Below are 20,365 nucleotides of genomic sequence, written 5' to 3' on the forward strand. Positions count from 1 at the left end.
GCCGGACCCTGCCGTGACGGGCCGGGGGATGCGATGCTGGAGCCGTTCGCACGCTCTCCCTCCTTCCCCCTTCGGCCGAGGAGTCCCGCTGTGCTGCGTATCGCCGTCGTCGGCTCGGGACCGAGCGGGTGTTACACCGCCCAGACGCTGGTCCAGCTGGATCCCGAGGTGCGCGTGGACGTCCTGGACCGGCTGCCGTGCCCGTACGGCCTGGTCCGGTACGGCGTCGCCCCGGACCACGAGAAGATCAAGTCGCTGCAGGGCAGTCTCCGGTCGGTGCTGGAGCACGAGCGGGTGCGGTTCCTCGGCGGGGTCCGGGTGGGCGGCCCCGGCGGGCTGCCGGTGGAGCGGCTCCGGGAGCTGTACCACGCGGTGGTGTACTGCGTGGGCGCCGCCACCGACCGGCACCTCGGGATCCCGGGCGAGGAGCTGCCGGGCAGCTGGTCGGCGACCGACTTCGTGGCCTGGTACAGCGCGCACCCGGACGCGGCCGACGCCGGTTTCCTGCGCGGGGTGCGCGCGGCCGTCGTCATCGGCGTGGGCAACGTGGCGGTCGACGTCACGCGGATGCTGGTGCGGGGCGCGGAGGAGCTGCGGCCGACGGACATTCCGCAGGGGGCGCTGGACGCCCTGGCGGCGAGCGGGGTCACCGAGGTGCAGATGGTGGGCCGGCGCGGCCCCGCCCAGGCCCGCTTCACCACCAAGGAGCTGCGCGAGCTGGGCGGGCTGCCCGGAACCCGGGTCACCGTCGATCCGGGCGACCTGGCGCTGGATCCGGCCGATGCCGCCGCGCTGCCCACCGTGCAGCGGCGCAATCTGGAGGTGCTGCGCGGCTGGGCCGGCCGGCCCTCGTCGGGTGCCGCCCGCCGCATCCGGCTGCGGTTCTTCCTGCGCCCGGTAGAACTGCTCGCCGAGCGGGGCCGGGTGGGCGCGGTGCGTTTCGAGCGGACGGCGCCGGACGGCCGGGGCGGGGTGACGGGCACGGGCCGGTTCGAGGAGGTGCCGGCCCAGTTGGTGCTGCGCTCGGTCGGCTATCGCGGGGTGCCGCTGGACGGGCTGCCCTTCGACGCGCCGAGCGGCACGGTGCCGAACACGGCCGGGCGTGTCGTACGCGACGGCGCTCCCTCTCCCGGTGAGTACGTCGCCGGCTGGATCAAGCGCGGCCCGACCGGTGTCATCGGCACCAACCGGCCCTGCGCCAAGGAGACGGCGGCCTCCCTGCTGGCGGACGCGCCGGCGCTGACGCGCCGGAACGTGCCCGAGGACCCGGTGGCGGCGCTGCGGGCGGCCGGGATCGAACCGGTGCCGTGGTCGGGGTGGCTGGCGATCGAGCGGGCCGAGGCGGCGCTGGGCGCACGGCTGGGGCGGAGCGTGGTGAAGCTGGCCGACTGGGACGCGCTGCTCAGGGCGGCCGGGGCGCGGTAGCCAGGCGGCAGGGTCGGGGTAGTCCGGGTGACCGGGTCCCGGTAGTCCGGTGACCGGGGGTTCCGTCGGTGCCGGGTGGGCATGACACACACCGGCAACGGTCCGGAAATCAACAAACTGTGCAAGACGCCTACGGTCTCGTCCTGTTCGGATGCCACCCCCCGCCCGCGCACGGTTGGAGTGCCCATGGCCACCACAGACGTCCACCCCGTCGACGAGATACCGCCGGTACGGCAGTTGGCGGCCCTCGGACTGCAGCACGTGCTCGCGATGTACGCGGGCGCCGTCGCCGTCCCGCTGATCGTGGGCGCCGCGATGAAGCTCTCGCCGGCCGATCTGGCGTACCTGATCACCGCCGACCTGCTGGTGTGCGGGGTCGCCACGCTGATCCAGTGCGTCGGCTTCTGGCGGTTCGGGGTCCGGCTGCCGATCATGCAGGGCTGTACGTTCGCGGCCGTCTCGCCGATGGTGCTCATCGGGACGACGGGCGGCGGGCTGCCCGCGATCTACGGTTCGGTGATCGTCGCGGGTCTGGCCATCATGCTGCTCGCTCCGGTCTTCGGCAGGCTGCTGCGGTTCTTCCCGCCGCTGGTGACCGGCACGGTGATCCTGGTCATCGGGGTCTCGCTGCTGCCGGTGGCGGGCAACTGGGCGGCGGGCGGCGCCGGTGCGAAGGACTTCGGGGAGCCGAGGAACCTGGCGCTGGCGGCGTTCGTGCTGGCGGTGGTGCTGGCCGTGCAGCGGTTCGCGCCGCCCGCGCTCGGCCGGGTCGCCGTGCTGATCGGGATCGCGGTGGGCCTGGCGGTCGCGGTGCCGTTCGGGTTCACCGACTTCGGCGGGGTCTCCGACGCCCACTGGGTGGGCGTCAGCACGCCGTTCCACTTCGGGGTGCCGGCCTTCAAGGCCTCCGCGATCGTGTCCATGCTGGTGGTGGCTCTGGTGACCATGACGGAGACGGCCGGCGACCTCATGGCGGTGGGTGAGCTGACCGGGCGGAGGGCGACAGCGCGCTCGCTCGCCGACGGGCTGCGCGCGGACGGTCTCTCCACGGTGCTGGGCGGCGTGTTCAACACCTTCCCGTACACGGCGTTCGCGCAGAACGTGGGACTGGTCGGGCTGACCCGGGTGCGCAGCCGCTGGGTGGTCGCGGCGGCGGGCGGGATCCTGGTGCTGCTCGGTCTGCTGCCCAAGCTGGGCGCGGTGGTCGCGGCGATCCCGGCGCCGGTGCTGGGCGGGGCCGGGCTGGTGATGTTCGGCACGGTCGCGGCGAGCGGGCTGCGGACGCTGGCCCGGGTCGACTTCACGGGCACCCAGAATCTGACGGTGGTGGCGGTGTCGGTGGCCGTCGGCATGCTGCCGGTGGGGGTGCCGACGGTCTACGAGAAGTTCCCGGACTGGTTCCAGACGGTGATGAACAGCGGGATCAGCGCGGGCTGCCTGTCCGCGATCGTCCTGAACCTGCTCTTCAACCACCTTCCCCGCAGGGCTGGTTCAGCCGTCGCCGCCGAGGCGGACGGACTGCCGGTCCGCGGCGGCGAGGAGGCTGGCGAGCAGCCCCGGGAAGAGATCATCTAGGTCGTCCCTGCGCAGCACGTTCATCTTGGCCGTGCCCCGGTAGACCTGCCGGATGACCCCGCTTTCCCGCAGCACCCGGAAGTGGTGCGTGGAGGTGGACTTGGTCACCGGCAGGTCGAACTGCGAGCAGGTCAACTCGGCGTCGCGGGCCGCGAGTTCGCGTACGATCCGCAGCCGCATCGGGTCGGAGAGCGCGTGCAGCACGCCCTCGAGGCGGATCTCGTCGGGCTCCGGGTGCGGCAGCGCGCGGCCGGCGGCGGCGGTCTCGGTCACGGCGGCTGCCCCTTCGTCGCGGAACTCCTCGGTCAACGGCATCGTACGAGAGTCATCGTAGTTTGACACCCATCGTAATACGAGGTTTATCGTACGAGTCGACCACGGTCCCGTGACGAACGGAGTCTGACGTGAGCGCCCTCTTCGAAAGCATCACCCTGCGCGAAGTGACCATCCCGAACCGGGTGTGGATGCCCCCGATGTGCCAGTACTCGGCAGCGCCAGAGGGGCCGCTCGCGGGCGCCCCCGGCGACTGGCACTTCGCGCACTACGGCGCACGGGCCACGGGCGGCACCGGCCTGATCGTCGTGGAGGCCACCGCGGTCGCGCCGGAGGGCCGGATCTCCCCGTACGACCTCGGCCTGTGGAACGACACGCAGGTGGAGGCCTTCCGCCGGATCACCGGCTTCCTCAGCGCGCAGGGCACGGTGCCGGGCGTCCAGCTCGCCCACGCCGGCCGCAAGGCGTCCACCGACCGGCCCTGGAAGGGCGGCGCGCCACTCGGCCCCGAGGCGGGCGGCTGGCAGCCGGTCGCACCGAGCGCGCTGCCCTTCGACGAGCGCCACCCCGTGCCCGCCGAGCTGACGGTGGAACAGATCCGGGAGGTCGTCGGTCAGTTCTCCGCCGCGGCCCGCCGAGCGCTCGCCGCCGGCTTCGAGGTCGTCGAGATCCACGGCGCCCACGGCTATCTGATCAACGAGTTCCTCTCCCCGCACTCCAACCACCGCACCGACGCCTACGGCGGCTCGTACGAGAACCGCACGCGGTTCGCCCTGGAGGTCGTGGACGCGGTACGGGAGGTGTGCCCCGGGGAGAAGCCTGTGTTCTTCCGCATCTCGGCCACCGACTGGCTCGAGACCGGCGGCTGGACCGCCGAGGACACGGTCCGCTTCGCCCACGACCTGCACGCGCACGGCGTCGACCTGCTCGACGTCTCCACCGGCGGCAACGCCTCCGGCGTGACCATTCCGACCGGGCCCGGCTACCAGGTGCCGTTCGCCGCCCGGGTGAAGGCCGCGAGCCCGCTGCGCGTCGCCGCGGTGGGCCTGATCACCGAGGCCGGGCAGGCGGAGAAGATCGTGACGAACGGAGAGGCCGACGCCGTCCTGCTGGGCCGCGAGCTGCTGCGCAACCCCTCTTGGGCCCGGCACGCCGCCCGCGAACTGGGCGGCGAGGTCCGCGTGCCGGACCCGTACCACCGCTCGGTCTGAGGCGTGCGGGACGGGGGCGCCACCCGCTGGGCCTGAGGACGGCGCGGCGGGAGGCGCCACCCGCTGAAGTTGAGGCGACGGCCAGAGGGGTGCCACCCCCCTGGGCTCCACCCGGCAGGGCGGGACCGGGGACCACGCGCTGGGTCTGGTCCCGGCAGGGTGGGGGGCGCCCCCGCTGGGTCTGGTCTCGGCCGGGCAGGAGGCGCGCCACCCCTCGCGGCCTGACACCGGTCGGCCAGGACCGGGCACCCGCTCGGTCCGGTCCTGGGAGGGCAGGACGAGCGCCACCCCCCGGTCCGATCCCGCCAGGGCAGGAGGCGCGCCACCCCTCGCGGCCTGACACCGGTCGGCCAGGACCGGGCACCCGCTGGGCCGGATCCCGGCAGGGCAGGACCGGCACCACCCCTTCGGTCTCATCCCGGCTGAACAGGACCAGCACCACCCACCTCGGTCCGAGCCCGGCCGGAAGACCGGCGCCACCCCGCTCGATCCGACCCCGCCCAGCCAGGACCGGCGCGCAGCCGGGGCCGGCTCAGGTCGGCAGCAGTCGGGTGATCGTCTTTTCCAGGCGGGGGAGCGCCCGCTGGCCGGCCAGCGCGAGGGCGATCGCCGCGACGACCCCGGTCCAGGCGACCGGGCCGAGCGGGGTGCAGCCGACGGCCTGGCTGACGACCGGGGTCTGCACGGCCGCGACCAGGGCCGCCGCGGAACCCAGGCAGGTGATCTGCACCAGGTGGCTGTCGCGCCGGTCCAGCCAGGTCTGCACCAGCTGGGTGCCGACCACCCCGCACAGCGCCATCGTGCTGGAGCGGCGCGCGGTGCCGGGGGTGAAGCGGCCGAACAGCCAGGCCGTCACCGCGCCCAGGCAGGTGGTGAGCGCCCGGTGCCGGATCTGCCGCAGCAGGGGCGCGCCGAGCACGGCGGAGGCGTCCTCCGGGGACCCGCTGCGGGCGCCGGCCGTTCCGTGCTCCTCGTCCCCGGCGCGGCCGCCGCGGGCCCGCAGCATGCCGGCCTCCTCCGCCCGCTCGGTGACCGCGACCGCCATCGAAGGGAACAGGTCGGTGAAGAGGTTCACCATGAGCATCTGCCGGGTGGACAGCGGCGCCCGGCCGGACAGCAGCGTGCCGAGCATCCCGAAGCCGACCTCACCCGCGTTTCCGCCGATCAGGATGGCGATGGCATCGGCCACGCTGTGCCACAGCGCCCGGCCCTCGCCGACCGCGTCGATCAGGACCGTGAGGTCGTCGTCGGTGAGGACGATGTCGGCGGCGTTGCGGGCGGCGGCCGAACCGCGCGCGTTGATCCCGACGCCGATGTCGGCGGCACGGATCGCCGCGGCGTCGTTGGCGCCGTCGCCGACCATGCCGACGACCCGGCCGGCGTCCCGCAATGCCTCCACGACCTGCAGCTTCTGCTCCGGTGCCACCCGCGCCACCACACCGGCGTCCCGCAGCATGCGGGCCCTGGCCGCCCGGTCCGCCGCGGCCAGCTCGTCCCCGGTGACCACCACGGTGTCCTCGGGCCAGCCCAGCTCGGCGGCGATGGCCCGCGCGGTCTGCGGATGGTCGCCGGTGAGCATGACCGGCCGTACCCCTTCCTCCAGCAGGCCCTCCACCAGCGCCGTGGAGGTCTCGCGCGGTACGTCGGACAGGGCGAGCAGTCCGGTGAACTCCAGCTCCTGCAGCGGCTGTTCGAGAACATCGGCCGGTTCCTCGTCCGCGCCGAGCCGCCGTTCGGCCACCGCCAGCACCCTCAGGCCCTCGCCCGCCAGCGCCCGTGCCGACTCGGAGGCGTGCTCGGGCAGGCCGGAGCACGCGGGCAGCACGGTCTCAGGTGCGCCCTTGACCACCAGCACCAGGGTGCCGTCCCCGCCGCGGCCCACGGCGGCGGCGTATCCGCGTGCCGCCTCGAACGGCAGGCCCGCGAGCTGCGTCCAGTCCGGGTCGGGGCCGGCCGCGTCCAGCACGGCCTCGTCGGTGGCGTGCACGGGCTGCTCGGTGCCGCCGTTGATGCGCGGGCAGGCGCGGGCGGCGGCCCGGACGGTGCCGGCGGACCCGGGATCGTCCACCGTGTGGACCGTGCCGTCGGCGTCGGAGGTGCGCACCAGGCGCAGCCGGTTCTCGGTGAGCGTGCCGGTCTTGTCGAAGCAGAACGTGTCCATGCGGCCAAGCGCCTCGAGGGTGCGCGGGGTGCGCACGAGGACGCCGTCGCGGCTCAGCCGCCGGGCGGCCGCCAGCTGCGCGACCGTGGCCACGAGCGGCAGGCCCTCCGGTACGGCGGCCACGGCCACCGCCACCCCACCGCTGACCGCCTCCCGGATGGGGGTGCCGCGCAGCAGCGCCAGACCCGTCACCGCGGCGCCGCCCGCGAGCGTCAACGGCATCGCCTTGCGGGTGAGTTCCTGCAGCCGGGCCTGGACACCGCCGGCCGGGGGTGTCCGGGCGGCGAGGTGGACGGCGCGGGCGGCCTCCGTGTGCTCACCGGTCTCGACGACCACGGCGCGGGCCTGGCCCGCCACGACGGTCGTCCCCTCGAAGACCATGCAGCGCCGGTCGGCGACCTGGGCGTGCGGGGTCGGGTCGGTCTGCTTCTCCACCGGCAGCGACTCGCCGGTCAGGGCGGACTCGTCGACCTCCAGGCCCTCCTGCCACAGCAGCCGGGCGTCGGCGGGCACCACGTCGTCCGCCTTCAGCTGGATCACGTCGCCCGGGTGCAGGGTGCCCGCCTCCACGGTCCGGGTGCCGCCGGCCGGCGCCTCGTCCTGCGGCGGGACCAGCCGCGCCTTCTGCTGCTGCTCCGCGAGCAGCCCGGACAGCGCCCGCTCGGCGCGCAGCCGCTGGATGCCGCCGACCAGGGCGTTCAGGTCCAGTGCGCCGACGACGAGCAGGGCGTCCACGACCGAGCCGAGGATCGCCGACGCCGCCGAGCCGACCGCCAGGACCGGGGTGAGCGGGTCGTGGAGTTCACCGCGCACGGCCCGGCCCAGCCGGTAGGTCCAGCGCAGCGGCGCGGCGGCCGGGTGCCGGACGGCACCGGCGGCGGTCTTGCGCACGCGGGCGGTCAGTTCGTCGAACGCGCCGTGTTCCTCGGCCGGTTCGTGCTCAAGCCGCTCCCGCGCCTGCTCGGGCGCCAGCTCGTGCCAGTGCACGCGCGGCCGCGGGTGCGGGGGCCGGGCCGTCGCCACGCCGAACGCGGCACGCGCCCCGGACAGCAGGGCCGACACGGCGGCGGCGTCGACCGGGGCGTGCCGCAGTCCCGGCAGCGCGGCGAACCGTCCCCGTCCGCCGCCGGACTCGCCCACGGCGACGAGGAGTCCGGACAGCGCGGCGCCGGAACGGGCCAGGATCTGGGCGTGCCCGCTGACCGTGCGGGCGGCCGGGATCGCGGTGAGCACCCGCCACACGTCGGGCAGTCCGTGCAGGGCGAGGAGATCCGCGCCCCACACGACGGCGCCCTCCTGGTCGGTGAGGGCGACGGCGATGTCGGCCGCGCGCAGTCCGGCCAGCACGTCGTGGTCGTCCGCCGAGCACACCCGGGCGACGGTGAGCACCCCGCCTCCGTCGCCGCGTGCCTGGTACACCACGTCGTCCAGGGGCCGGCGCGCGTCCACGACCTGGTCGGCGAGGCCGACGAAGTCCTCCAGGGCGGGGTCTTCCACCAGTACCACCCGCAGGCCGGCCCGGCGCGCCGCGTCCAGCACCGGTTCGGCCCACGGGTCCGGCTCGCCCTCGTCGGTGCGCAGCACGTCGGCGTCCAGGACGATCGTGCCGACCATCTCCAGCCGGCGCAGCCGGTCGGGGTCGCGGACGAGGACGCCGGTGCGGGCGAGGGCGGTGCTGAGCAGCGCGTGGAAGGCGGCGGGGCCGTAGCGGGCGGCCTTCGGCGAGCCGGCGAGCACCGCTTCGGCCGCCTCGGCGCCGTTGTGCTTGACGAGCAGGGTGGCCGCCGCGCCCAGCACACTGCCCGCGGAGGCGTGTTCGGCGTACTCCTGCGCCGGCGACTCCCGCAGCGGCGGCCGGGGGGCGCCGTCTGCCGGAAGGCTGATGCGGCCGGGCGCGCACAGCTGGTCGTGCACCGAGTCGAAGGCGGCCGCGCGGGCCACCGTCTCGGCCACCTGGCAGGCCCGCAGCGCGCCGTCGAGCACCAGCGAGGTCGGGGTCTGCCCGGCGCCGTGGACCGCTGCGTTCGCACAGGCCAGGACGAGGTCCATGCCGGTGTCCCCGAGCAGGCCGCGCAGCCAGGAGCGAAAGCGCGGGTTCTCCCGCAGCAGCGTCACCGCCGCGGTCGCGACGCGGGGGGTGGGCGGCAGCCGCAGCGCGTACGCGGTGACCGCCACGCCGATGCCCGCGGCGTCGGCGGCGAGCGCGGCCGCGGCCGCGCGCACCCCGGCCGGGTCGGCGGGATGGGTGGTCTCCTCCACGTCGCCGCCGGACAGCACGAGGCCGTGCCGCTCGGCCAGGTCGGCGGCGTGGCTCAGGACCTCGTCGGCGGCCTCGTCGCCGGTCGCGGTGACCACCAGGCGCGCGAGCCCTTGGTCCCAGTAGGCGACGAGCACGTCGGGCCGCTCGGCGAGCGCCTCGGCCACCCGGCGGGCGAGGTGCGCCGTGCCGCCCGCACGCCGCACCTGTTCCCGCTCCACCGGCCGCAGGGCCAGATGGGCGCGGGCGCCGGCCCGCCAGTGGCCACCGGCGCCGGGCAGCGCGTTGCGCGCGACCCGTGCCACCCGTACGGCGGTGTCCGCGCCGCGCACGCCGGCACGCGCCGTTCCCGCGGCGGCGCCGGCGGCCATCCCGACCGCCGGCGCCAGCAGCCGCGGCGCGGCGGGCAGCAGCCGTGCGGCCGCGGAGGGCACCGTCAGCAGTCCGATCCCCATGGCCCTCCTCAGAGCGTGGTGCGGTCGGGCCGTGCCGTCGGACCGAGCGGCCCGCTGGACGGCTTGCCGGCCGAGGTCTCGGCCGGGCGCGCGGCTCCGGCGGTCGTACTTCCAGAAGCGTCGGCGGTGCCGCCCGAGGACGGCGCGGCCGTACCCGCTGCCCCGCTGCTCGCGGGCCTATGGCCGCCCCCGCGTGCCCTGGCGCCGCCCGCGGTTCCGGACGTGCGGCTTCCACCGGCGGTGCCGGCAGCCGTCTCCGTCCCCGCGCCGCCGTGGCCCGACCTCAGGGCCGCGGTGCCGAGGTCGTGGGCGGCCTCCGGCTGCTGACCGGCCTCGGTCCCGCCGGTCGGCGGCTGTGCGGGCCGGGGCTGGGTGAGCCAGGCCACGGCCGCGCCGGTCAGGGCCACGGGCCACTCCACCACGCCCGCCGCTCCGAGCACTCCGGCCCCCGCGTACACCGCGATGCGGCGGCCGCGCGGCGAGACCGCGCCGATCTTGTCCAGGGTTCCCTCCGCCGCCCTGCCCACCGTTCCGGCGCCGGGCACCCTGCGCAGGACCGAGGCCGCGCCGCGCAGGGGCGCCGTGAGGGCCGACGACGACTTCTGCTCAGCCATGACTCTCCTCGGGTGAGATCTCCTCGCGTGCCCCACCGAGTGCCCGCCATCGCGCAGGTCATCCCCGGTTTCAGCCCGCGGACCTCCCACTCCAAGGGAACCCCCCGCACCGCCTCCGCGCCACCCGCACCGCACGGTCACCGGCCACCACCCGTACGGGTCCGCGCCCACGATCCCTCAGCGATCGCTCAGCTACCGCCCCGGAACAGCCCCTCGGGCACCGCCGCCGCGAGGACCCGGTACCCCTCGGGGTCGAGATGCAGCCAGTCCCCGGCCTGGAGGGCGGCCTGCAGCCGGTCCGGCGCCGAGGGGTCGCGGACCGCGCGGTCGAAGTCGATCACCGCGTCGAAGTGGCCGGGAGTGCGGATCCAGGCGTTGACACGCTGCCGGGAGGCCTCCCGCTCCCCCGCCGGGTCGTCGTACATCGTGTTGCCGCCGAACGGCGTGAGGGTGGCGGCGTAGACCCGGATGCCCTGGGCGTGCGCGCGCACGACGATCTGCCGGTAGGCGGCGATCAGGTCGTCGGTGACGGTGTGCTGGGCCTCGGGCGTGGCCTCGGCGGTGCCGATGTCGTTGACGCCCTCGAACAGGATCAGCCAGGCGACCCCGCTGCGGGAGAGGACGTCGCGGTCGAGGCGGGCCAGGACGTTGGGGCCGAGCCCGTCGTTGAGGACGCGGTTGCCGCCGGCGGCCTGGTTGAGGACGGCGATGTCCGCGCTGTCCGCGCGGCTGCGCAGGCGGTCGAAGAACTGGTCGGGCCAGCGGTCGTTGCCGTTGGTCGTGGAGCCGCGCCCGTCGGTGAGCGAGTCGCCGACGACGGCCACCGCGCGGGTCCGGGAGGGCGCCGCCACCTCGACGTCGCTGAGCAGGTACCAGTGGTCGACGGCGGTCGCACCCGTGAGGTCGGGATCGTCCGTGTGGTCGCCGTGCACGAGGTACGACGTGGTGCGCGAGCCGGGGTGGGAGGTGAGCGCGAGCGACGCCTGGCCGCGCGCGGTGTACGCCGTCACCGTCAGCTCGGCTCCCGGGCGCAGGTCGAAGGCGAGGTCGTCGGAGACGATCTCGGCGCCGACGGGCACGGTCGCGAAGGCACGGCCGGAGAAGGTGACCCTGCGCAGGGTCCCCGGCTCGACCGCGCTCGCCCCGGCCTTCCCGCCCAGGGGCAGCGCGACGGTCACGGCGGTGAGCGGCAGCGGGGTGTCGCCGTAGGCGTTGGAGAAGCGCAGCCGGATGCGGTGGCCTCCGGCGGTGACCCGCACGGTCTGCCGCAGGGTGGTGTCGACGAGCACCGACGTGTCCCCGGTGTACGGCGCGGGCGGCAGGTTGCCCGGCTCGGTGAGCTGGGGCATGCCGGTCCATGAGTCCACCCAGTGGACGCCGGCCCTGTCCCGGCCGGGTTGCGGCGGTGCCGGGCCGGTCGAGGAGTGCGGTGAGCGCCGAGCCCGCGACGACGACGGCGAGGACGAGGACGCAGACGCTGAGGACGGTGACGAGGGAGGCCCTGGTGGGCGGCGGGGGCTGCTTCACGGCCGACATCGTGGCATGGACACGCTCATCATGGAAGCGCTCCCACAGCACTCTTCCGCCGCCGCGCGCATCCCACGGGAGTTCCCGCCGCACCCGTTGACCAGAAAGCGCTTACCGCCTACGGTCCGTTCATCAGCGTGACCAAGACATCCGGCTCTCCGGCTTGGTCTGCACCTCATGCGCGAAAGGCGTTCCACGACACGTACGCCGTTCACATGGGCGAGCCCGAAGAGCAACCCCCCACCACTCGAAGGAAGGCATCCGGGACATGACTTCACGAGCATCCGCACCCGCCGAACGCGCCTTACTGGGCGGACTGGCCGCCCTCGGTCTCACGCTTGGCATGATCATGGCAAGCAGCAGCCCAGCCGGCGCGGCCGCCTGGCCGTCCGCCAACGGCAGCCAGGCGGTGACCAAGACCATCTCGCTGTCCGGCACCAAGGACTACGGGATGAAGCGGCTGTACGGCAGCGGCGACCTGGGCACCGGCGGCCAGAGCGAGGACCAGGACCCGATCCTGGACCTGGCGCCCGGCGCCGTCCTGAAGAACGTCATCATCGGCGCCCCCGCCGCCGACGGTATCCACTGCGAGGGCAGCTGCACGCTGCAGAACGTGTGGTGGGAGGACGTCGGCGAGGACGCGGCGACCTTCAAGGGCTCCTCGTCGTCCAACGTATACACCGTCTCCGGCGGCGGCGCGAAGGAGGCGAGCGACAAGGTGTTCCAGTTCAACGGCGCCGGCACCCTGAACGTGTCGGACTTCGCCGTCCAGAACTTCGGCAAGCTGGTCCGCTCGTGCGGCAACTGCAAGACGCAGTACCGGCGCACGATCAACCTGAACACCATCGAGGCGACCTACAAGGGCACCGCGCTCGTCGGCATCAACACCAACTACGGCGACAGCGCGACGCTGCGGAACATCACCGTCGTCGGCGACTCCAGCCGGAAGATCGTCCCGTGCCAGAAGTACATCGGCAACAACACGGGCAAGGAGCCGACCACCAACGGCTCGGGTCCTGACGGGACTTACTGCAAGTACTCCAGCTCCGACATCACGTACAAGTAGGCCCCGCACGCCCGGGGCCGCCGCCGGCAGCCCCGGGCTCCGCCGCCCTGTCTCCACGGGCGCCGGGGCGGTCGTGCGACGTGCCGATGCGGTCATGCGACGGACGCGGTCAGCTCCCGCTGATAGCCGGTGTAGGCGGTGCGCAGGGCCTCTCCGGGCCAGTCGGCGGGCAGGAGTCCGGGCGGCAGCACGGGGTCGGTGAGCAGGTGGCGTACGGCTGCGGCGTACGCGGTGAGGCGATCCGCGGGGGTGCGGGCGGCCTCGGTGCGGCCGAGGAGGGTCCGCGCGGTGGCCGCCCAGGCGTCCAGCGGCCAGAGCCGGGCGGCCAGGTCGTGCGGGGGCTCGTCGGGGCGCGCGGTGTACGTCCGGGCGACCTTGGTCAGCGTGTCCGGCAGGGCGCGGTCGAGGTTGGCCGGGCGCAGCCAGACGCCCTCGCGGAGTTCGGCCAGCCGGAGGGCCGTCAGCCGGGCGCGCAGTTCGGCGCGTTCGGCGGGGCCGCGCCCGGTCACCGTGATCACCACCATCTCCCAGTCGCCGTCCCACGCGCGCGTGCCGGGGCACAGTGCCTCGTCCTGGCGCCGCTGGCGGGCGAGCAGCCGGTCGCTGAGCCGGTAGCCGGTGTCGGTGCGGTGCAGGTCCCCGGCGGTCACCATCCGGCTCAGCGCGGCCCGCAGCGTCGAGCCGCCGACGCCGAAGGGCTCCACCATCCGGACCAGGTTCTTCACCGGCATCTCGGCCGGGTGCGTGCCGAGCAGCAGGCTCAACACGACCGACCGCGCGGACAGCGGCCGCAGGTCCGGGTGCTCGGGTGCCTGGCGGGATGCCTGCGCCGGCTCGGAAGAGTCGTTCATGCGCATGGACACGTACTGTACGTGCGCCTCCTTGTTGCAGTATTGCTACGGCCGCAGCGAAGATGCAACATGGTGCCATGGTCTCGATTTCCGTGCAGTCACAGTCACAGTCAGCGTCGCCGTCGCCGTCGCCCTCGGGGGCGCAGCCCGAGCAGCCGTACGGCACGCACGACGTCACCAACCAGGCCCCGCCCCTGGCGCCGTACGACGCCTCGGACGACCCGGCCCTGCTGGAGGGGCTGCGCCGGGAGGGCGCCGGATGGGCGGAGGAGGACATCCGGCGGCTGGGGGCGCGCGCCGGCAGCGCAGAGGCGCAGGAGTGGGGCGAGCTGGCGAACCGGCACGAGCCGGTCCTGCGCACCCACGACCGCTACGGCCACCGCGTGGACGAGGTCGAGTTCCACCCCAGCTGGCACCACCTGATGCGCACGGCGGTCGCCGAGGGCCTGGCCGGCGCCCCCTGGGCGGACGAGCGGCCCGGCGCCCATGTGGCCCGCACGGCGGGCGGACTGGTGTGGGGGCACACCGAGGCCGGTCACGGCTGCCCGACGTCGATGACGTACGCCGCCGTACCCGCGCTGCGCGCCCAGCCGGACCTGGCCAAGGTCTACGAACCGCTGCTGACCAGCCGGGAGTACGATCCCGCGCTGCGCGTGCCGGCCGAGAAGCCGGGGCTGCTCGCGGGGATGGGCATGACCGAGAAGCAGGGCGGTTCGGACGTCCGGACGAACACGACGGCCGCCACGCCCACCGGGGAACCCGGTGTGTACACGCTGCGCGGGCACAAGTGGTTCACGTCGGCGCCGATGTGCGACGTCTTCCTGGTGCTCGCGCAGGCCCCGGGCGGACTGTCGTGCTTCCTGGTGCCGCGCGTGCTGCCCGACGGCAGCCGCAACACCTTCCGCATCCAGCGGTTGAAGGACAAGCTCGGCAACCGTTCCAACGCCTCCTCGGAGCCGGAGTTCGACCACACCGTGGCCTGGCTGGTGGGACCGGAGGGGCGGGGGGTGAAGACCATCATCGAGATGGTCAACTGCACCCGGCTGGACTGTGTGATGTCCTCGGCGACCCTGATGCGCAAGACACTCGTGGAGGCAGGGCACCACGCCCGGCACCGCAGCGCGTTCGGCGCCCGGCTGATCGAGCAGCCGCTGATGCGCAACGTCCTGGCCGACCTGGCGCTGGAGTCGGAGGCGGCGACGACGCTCACCCTGCGGCTGGCCGGCGCGGCCGACCGCGCGGTGCGCGGGGACGCCGGGGAGCGGGCCTTCCGGCGGATCGCCACCGCCGTCGGCAAGTACTGGGTCACCAAGCGGGGTCCGGCGTTCACCGCGGAGGCGCTGGAGTGCCTGGGCGGCAACGGCTACGTGGAGGAGTCCGGCATGCCGCGGCACTACCGGGAGGCGCCGCTGCTGTCGATCTGGGAGGGCTCGGGCAACGTCAACGCGCTCGACGTGCTGCGCGCCCTCGGTCGCGAACCGGACACCGCCGAGGCCCTGTTCGCCGAACTCGCCCTCGCGCGCGGAGGGGACGCCCGCCTGGACGCGGCGGTGGCCGCGCTCAAGGACCAGTTGGCCGAAACGGACCAGGTGGGTGCCCGGCGGCTGGTGGAGCGCATGGCGCTCGCCCTCCAGGGCTCCCTGCTGGTCCGGCACGCCCCGCACCCGGTGGCGGACGCCTTCTGCGCGAGCCGGCTGGGCGGCGACTGGGGGCACGCGTTCGGCACGCTGCCCGCCGGCACGGACCTCGGCCCGATCCTGGAGCGCGCCCTGCCCGGCCTGAACTGACCCCCCTCCCGCGGGCGTTCGTCCTCCTGCCGGCCGGCGCGGGCGGGCCGCTGCCGGCCTGGCCGGTGACAGCCGACGGATCGCACACAGTCAGTGTGCGGCTCCGGACCGTTGTCAGTGCCGTGGTGCACACTCGCGATCAGGTGGCACTCGTCTGGGGAGGACAACGTGTTCACGGGGATCGACGAGGTCGACTGGGCCTCGCTGCGGCACCGGTACGGCAGCGCGCAGGACGTGCCCGGATGGTTACGGGCACTGGCCTCCGCGGACACCGTCGAGCGGGCGACCGCGCTCGACGGGATGTACGGCGCGCTGCACCACCAGGGGCGGGTGTACGACTCGACGCTCGCGTGCGTGCCGTTTTTGCTCTCGCTCGTGGCCCGCGCGGAGGTGCCGGACCGGGGCGGCATCGTGGAACTGCTGGTGGGCATCGGCGCGCACAGCGCGGACGGGGACGGGCGGGCGCGGGAGGCGGTGTGTGCGGGCGGCGAGGTGTTCGTCCGGCTGGCCGGGGACCCGGATCCGGTGGTGCGCCGGGCGGCCGCCGGGGCCCTGGTGCACTTCGTGACCGGGCCCGAGCCCGTCCTCGACCTGTTACGGCAGCGGCTGCGGGCCGAGCGGGACGACCGGGTCCTGCTCGCTCTCACCGAGGCGCTGGCCCTGTTCGCCCACCGGTACCCCGCGCACGCCGACGCCGCGGTGGACCTGCTGGCCGAGCACAGCGCGCCGCCGTACGCACCGGGGCTGCGCCTCGCGGCGCTCGGCCAGCTCGCCCTCGTCGCACCCGCCCGGCTGCCCGCCGGTCTGGTGCCGACAACCGTCCGGCTGCTGCGGGAGCGCTCCGCGCACCGCGCCCGCACCTGCGAGCCGGCCACCGACTCCCTGGTCGGGCGCATACGGCGGCTGCGCCCGTCCGACGAGGAGGGCGCCCGGCTGCTGCGCACCCTGCACACCGCACTGGGCGACCGCGTCGCCGACCGCGGCGCGCTCCTCGGCGGCCAGCTGACCAGCCCCGACCCGATGGACCGGTGCCACGGCGTGTGGCTGGCGGCGGCGCTGCTACGCGGCTGGCGCGGCGACCACAGCGGCACGGTCCGGCTGCTCGGCGCCCAACTGGGCGCCGAGGAGGACTGGTTGCGGGACGCCGCGGTCACCGTCCTGTCGGGACTGTTCGCCCTGGCCGCACCCGCCGCCGACGACCTGCACGCCCTGGTGCGGGCCCGGCCCGACCTGTGGACGCACCGTGTCGAGCGCGGCTCCCCCACCCTGGGAGGCCCGCTCAAGGCACTGGTCAGAAGCGGCGACCGGCGCGCGGTCCCCGCCCTGGCCCACCTCTTGGCCGGCCCGGCCGCCCCGGTGGACCTGGGGGGCGAACTGACGCACCTGGGCGCCGAAGCGGCCCCGCTCGCCCCCGTGCTGCGGCAGCGGCTCGCCCGGATCCCGCCGGCCTCCGCGACCGCAGCCCGGCTCGCCGGCCCCCTGCTCACGGCGGTCGCCGCCGTCGGGGACCGGGACGCCGTCCCGGAGGTACTGCGGCTGCTGTCGGACGCGCCCGGCGGACCGGGGCCGCGGGACGCCTTCGCGGGCGAGGCCATCGCGGCGCTGGAGGCGCTGGGCGCCACCGCACAGGCCGTACCGGTCCTGCGGGCCCTTCTGCACACCCGGCACGCCGCCGCGGCGGCCGGCGCCCTGTGGTCGGCGCAGCGGGACGCCACGGCCGTACTCCCCGTGCTGCTGCGGGAACTGAGCCGGGGCGACCCGGACAGCCGGCCGCTGGCCGCCTCGCGGCTCGCCCGCCTGGGTCCGGCCGCGCGACCCGCCCTGCCCGCGCTGCGCCGCGCGGCGGACGGGTCGCGGCCCGCGCGGGAGCGGGTGGCGGCCGCGTGCGCGCTCTGGATCATCGACGCCGATCCCGAGCCGGTGCTGCCCGTCTTCCGGGACGCCTGGCGGGAGGACCCGCGCACCCGCCGCCGCATCGCCCGCTGCCTCATCGGGATGGGCCCGGCCGCCACACCGTTACGGCCCCTGGCGGAGGCCGAACTCGCCGCCCCACGCCGCCATTCGGCGCAGCCGGGCGCGGGCGGCGGCCAGGGCATAGCGGAGGACGAGGACCTGCTGAGCGCGTGCCGGGCGCTACTGGCGGCGGTGTAGGGGGGTCCCGGGTACCCGGTCCCGTGCCGCGCGGCCTGCGCCACGACAGGACCGGTGCCCTCGCCCTCACCGCCGTGGACGTGGGCCGGCACCGACGGGGGTGCCGTCCTCGGCGGCGCGCCCAGGCGTGGTCGGACCAGGCGCGCTCAGGCGTGATCAGACCAGGCGTGCCCAGGGGTGGTCGAACAGGCCTGCCAGGCGTGGTCAGACCATCCGCCCCCACTGCGGACCGAGCCGCGCCCACTCGGTGTCCCAGGCACGCATGCGGCGGCGTTCCAGGCGGCCGCGCAGGGCGAGGCCGCCGGCGAAGGGGACGGCCGCCGCGCTCACGCCCACCAGGCAGCCGATCAGGACGCCACGGAAGGTGGCCTCGGAGGCGGAGGTGGGGCGGCCGACGAGACGGCCGTGCTGGTCGGTCCAGACGGTGACCGGAGTGCCGGGCCTGCTGCCGGGCTCCACCCGGACCTGGCCGGTGTGGGCGGAGCCGTCGGGCACGGTCCAGCGCACCCGGGCCCAGACCCGTTCACCGGAGGAGGCGTGGCTGCGCATGGGGGTGCTTCCCGGGACCCGCTCCACGACGTGCGCCACGACGGGGCGCCAGTCCGTCCGCTCCCGCGCGAGTCCGCTCTCCACCGACTCGTCCGCGGCGAGGCCGGCCGCGAGCCCGGCCAGGACGGTCAGCAGCCAGGCGCCGAGCACCACCCAGGCCTCCACCACGTCGGCCCGGCGTTTGAGCGGATTGCGCCGCCAGCGCCACAGCCACACCTTCGGACCACGGAACGCCTTCAAAGGCATCCTCCTCACGAGCGCACCGACCGGCCGGACCGCCCTCCCATACGCGGGAGACCGCTCCGCTGCTCACGACGAGCCGTCCCCCCGACGGTCGCACGAGCGTGCCCTCTCGCGCAGGCGCATGCCCCAACGCACCGCCGCCGATCTTCCCCGGCCGTCGACAACACCGCTGTGACCTGCGGCAACACACGATCCAGGGGTGACTGTCAGTGGCGGGGTGCAGACTGGCCGACAACCGACGACTACCTGTCTCACGACTACCTGGACGAAGGCGTCCCGGAGGTGATCGGCATGACCGAGGTACTGCTGGCAGTGGGCACCCGCAAGGGCCTGTTCATCGGGCGGCGCAGGGGCGGCGGAGCCTGGGAGTTCGACGACAGCCCCTACTTCAACGCGCAGGCGGTGTACTCGGTCGCGATCGACACCCGCGAGGACCGGCCGCGGCTGCTGGCGGGCGGCGACAGCGCGCACTGGGGACCGTCGGTCTTCCACTCCGACGACCTCGGCCGCACCTGGACCGAACCGCCGCAGCCGGCCGTCAAGTTCCCCAAGGACACCGGCGCCTCCCTGGAGCGCGTCTGGCAGCTGCACCCGGCCGCCGCCGAGCCCGGCGTGGTGTACGCGGGCACCGAACCGGCGGCGCTGTACCGCTCGGAGAGCTTCGAGCTGGTGCGGCCGCTGTGGGAGCATCCGACCCGCTCCCGTTGGGTGCCCGGCGGCGGCGGTGAGGGACTCCACACCGTGCTCACCGACGCGCGCGACCCGAGAGCGGTGACCGTCGCCGTCTCGACGGCCGGGGTGTTCCGCACCACCGACGGCGGCGCGAGCTGGTCCCCGTCCAACTCCGGTGTGTCCGCGGTGTTCCTGCCGGATCCGGACCCGGAGTTCGGCCAGTGCGTCCACAAGGTCGCCCGGGACGCGGCCGACCCCGACCGGCTCTACCTGCAGAACCACTGGGGGGTGTACCGCAGCGACGACGCGGGCGCGCACTGGACGGACATCGGCGCGGATCTGCCGTCCACGTTCGGCTTCGCGGTGGCCGCCCATCCGCGCCGGGGCGGCACGGCGTACGTCTTCCCGATCAACGCCGACGCGGACCGGGTGCCCGCCGAGCACCGCTGCCGGGTCTTCCGCACAGCGGACGCGGGCCGGACCTGGGAGCCGCTGTCCAAGGGCCTGCCGGAGGAGGATCACTACGGCACGGTGCTGCGGGACGCCCTGTGCACCGACGACGCCGATCCGGCGGGCGTGTACTTCGGCAACCGCAACGGCGAGGTGTTCGCCTCGGCCGACGACGGCGACAGCTGGCAGCAGCTGGCCGCGCATCTGCCGGACGTGCTGTGCGTGCGGGCGGCGGTGATCGGCTGAGACAGGCGCGGACAGGCGCGCGGGGCCGGGGCGTCCGGGCCGGGCTTCGGCCATCGGTTGATCACCGGGCCGGGTACGGCAGTAGGGTGACGGCCGTGGCTCCACGACCCTTGCATGAAATCGTCGAAGCGGGCTGGGCGAAGGCCCTCGAACCCGTAGCGGACCGGATCGCCGGCATGGGCGACTTCCTGCGCGCCGAGATCGCCGCGGGACGCACCTACCTCCCGGCCGGACCGAACGTCCTGCGGGCCTTCCAGCAACCCTTCGACGACGTACGGGTCCTGATCGTCGGTCAGGACCCGTATCCGACGCCGGGGCACGCGGTCGGTCTGTCGTTCTCGGTGGCGCCCGACGTCCGCCCGCTGCCGCCCAGCCTCATCAACATCTTCCGGGAGCTGACCGCCGACCTGGGGGTGCCCCAGCCGTCCACCGGCGATCTCACGCCGTGGACCGAGCAGGGGGTGCTGCTGCTCAACAGGGCGCTGACCACGGCTCCGCGCAGCCCCGGCGCCCACCGCGGCAAGGGCTGGGAGGAGGTCACCGAGCAGGCGATCCGGGCCCTGGCGGCACGTGGCAAACCGCTGGTGTCCATCCTGTGGGGCCGGGACGCCCGGAATCTGCGTCCGCTGCTGGGCCGGCTGCCCGCGGTGGAGTCGGCGCACCCGTCGCCGATGTCGGCCGACCGCGGCTTCTTCGGCTCGCGCCCGTTCAGCCGCGCCAACGACCTGCTGATCCAGCAGGGCGGGCAACCGGTGGACTGGCGGCTGCCGTAACCGCCCCCGGGCGGCCCACCCTGCCGGATGAGCCCGCCCGGTGGTCTCCGCGCTCCGGCCCGGCACCGGCACCGGCACC

Annotated in this window: 14 protein-coding genes; 8 read left to right on the top strand and 6 right to left on the bottom strand. The window is 75.0% G+C overall.

The annotated features are described in order from the left end of the window. Positions 1–90: 90 nt before the first annotated feature. Both ACGFZN_RS04320 and ACGFZN_RS04325 read left to right on the top strand, forming a co-directional pair. Positions 91–1,425, top strand: a complete 1,335-nt coding sequence (locus ACGFZN_RS04320) for an FAD-dependent oxidoreductase (RefSeq protein WP_393856946.1) — start codon at positions 91–93, stop codon at positions 1,423–1,425. A 186-nt stretch (positions 1,426–1,611) separates the two neighbouring features. Further along, on the top strand, positions 1,612–3,000 hold the full coding sequence (locus ACGFZN_RS04325; protein ID WP_393856947.1) for a nucleobase:cation symporter-2 family protein: 1,389 nt from the start codon (positions 1,612–1,614) through the stop codon (positions 2,998–3,000). On the opposite strand, the gene ACGFZN_RS04330 is transcribed toward ACGFZN_RS04325, so the two are convergent. Continuing rightward, the gene (locus ACGFZN_RS04330; RefSeq protein WP_393856948.1) at positions 2,917–3,315 is read right to left on the bottom strand and encodes an ArsR/SmtB family transcription factor; all 399 of its coding nucleotides are present in this window, start codon (positions 3,313–3,315) and stop codon (positions 2,917–2,919) included. The two genes, ACGFZN_RS04325 and ACGFZN_RS04330, sit on opposite strands and share 84 nt — an antisense overlap. Positions 3,316–3,404: 89 nt before the next feature. On the opposite strand from ACGFZN_RS04330, the gene ACGFZN_RS04335 reads away from it, so the two are divergent. Next, positions 3,405–4,484 carry an NADH:flavin oxidoreductase/NADH oxidase gene (locus ACGFZN_RS04335; protein WP_393856949.1) on the top strand — a complete coding sequence of 360 codons (1,080 nt, stop codon included), beginning with the start codon at positions 3,405–3,407 and terminating at the stop codon, positions 4,482–4,484. Between the two features lie 532 nt (positions 4,485–5,016). Here the strand turns inward: ACGFZN_RS04335 and ACGFZN_RS04340 are convergent. The 3 genes from ACGFZN_RS04340 to ACGFZN_RS04350 all read right to left on the bottom strand — a co-directional run bounded on the left by ACGFZN_RS04340 (position 5,017) and on the right by ACGFZN_RS04350 (position 11,320). Continuing rightward, positions 5,017–9,357 carry an HAD-IC family P-type ATPase gene (locus ACGFZN_RS04340; protein ID WP_393856950.1) on the bottom strand — a complete coding sequence of 1,447 codons (4,341 nt, stop codon included), beginning with the start codon at positions 9,355–9,357 and terminating at the stop codon, positions 5,017–5,019. Positions 9,358–9,365: 8 nt separating this feature from the next. Next, positions 9,366–9,971: a hypothetical protein gene (locus tag ACGFZN_RS04345; protein ID WP_393856951.1), complete on the bottom strand. Its 606-nt coding sequence runs from the start codon at positions 9,969–9,971 to the stop codon at positions 9,366–9,368. Positions 9,972–10,159: 188 nt separating this feature from the next. Next, complete coding sequence (locus tag ACGFZN_RS04350; RefSeq protein WP_393856952.1) at positions 10,160–11,320, bottom strand: SGNH/GDSL hydrolase family protein; 1,161 nt, start codon at positions 11,318–11,320, stop codon at positions 10,160–10,162. A 446-nt stretch (positions 11,321–11,766) separates the two neighbouring features. Here ACGFZN_RS04350 and ACGFZN_RS04355 point away from each other — a divergent pair, with 446 nt between their 5' ends. Further along, on the top strand, positions 11,767–12,564 hold the full coding sequence (locus ACGFZN_RS04355; protein ID WP_393856953.1) for a pectate lyase: 798 nt from the start codon (positions 11,767–11,769) through the stop codon (positions 12,562–12,564). A gap of 92 nt (positions 12,565–12,656) precedes the next feature. Here ACGFZN_RS04355 and ACGFZN_RS04360 read toward each other — a convergent pair whose 3' ends face one another. Further along, positions 12,657–13,421: a PaaX family transcriptional regulator C-terminal domain-containing protein gene (locus ACGFZN_RS04360; protein ID WP_393856954.1), complete on the bottom strand. Its 765-nt coding sequence runs from the start codon at positions 13,419–13,421 to the stop codon at positions 12,657–12,659. A 71-nt stretch (positions 13,422–13,492) separates the two neighbouring features. On the opposite strand from ACGFZN_RS04360, the gene ACGFZN_RS04365 reads away from it, so the two are divergent. Beyond that, the gene (locus ACGFZN_RS04365) at positions 13,493–15,202 is read left to right on the top strand and encodes a DNA alkylation response protein (RefSeq protein ID WP_393856955.1); all 1,710 of its coding nucleotides are present in this window, start codon (positions 13,493–13,495) and stop codon (positions 15,200–15,202) included. Positions 15,203–15,370: 168 nt separating this feature from the next. After that, on the top strand, positions 15,371–17,353 hold the full coding sequence (locus ACGFZN_RS04370; RefSeq protein ID WP_393856956.1) for a HEAT repeat domain-containing protein: 1,983 nt from the start codon (positions 15,371–15,373) through the stop codon (positions 17,351–17,353). A gap of 204 nt (positions 17,354–17,557) precedes the next feature. On the opposite strand, the gene ACGFZN_RS04375 is transcribed toward ACGFZN_RS04370, so the two are convergent. Beyond that, positions 17,558–18,148 (bottom strand): hypothetical protein, encoded by a 591-nt coding sequence (locus ACGFZN_RS04375; protein ID WP_393856957.1) that lies wholly within the window; start codon positions 18,146–18,148, stop codon positions 17,558–17,560. 288 nt (positions 18,149–18,436) lie between these two features. On the opposite strand from ACGFZN_RS04375, the gene ACGFZN_RS04380 reads away from it, so the two are divergent. Then, the gene (locus tag ACGFZN_RS04380) at positions 18,437–19,513 is read left to right on the top strand and encodes a WD40/YVTN/BNR-like repeat-containing protein (RefSeq protein ID WP_393856958.1); all 1,077 of its coding nucleotides are present in this window, start codon (positions 18,437–18,439) and stop codon (positions 19,511–19,513) included. Between the two features lie 95 nt (positions 19,514–19,608). Then, a complete protein-coding gene (locus tag ACGFZN_RS04385) occupies positions 19,609–20,286 on the top strand; it encodes a uracil-DNA glycosylase (protein ID WP_393856959.1) in 678 nt (225 codons plus the stop codon). Positions 20,287–20,365: the final 79 nt, after the last annotated feature.

The sequence above is a fragment of the Streptomyces sp. NPDC048192 genome (assembly GCF_043202415.1).
Classification (GTDB): Bacteria; Actinomycetota; Actinomycetes; order Streptomycetales; family Streptomycetaceae; genus Streptomyces.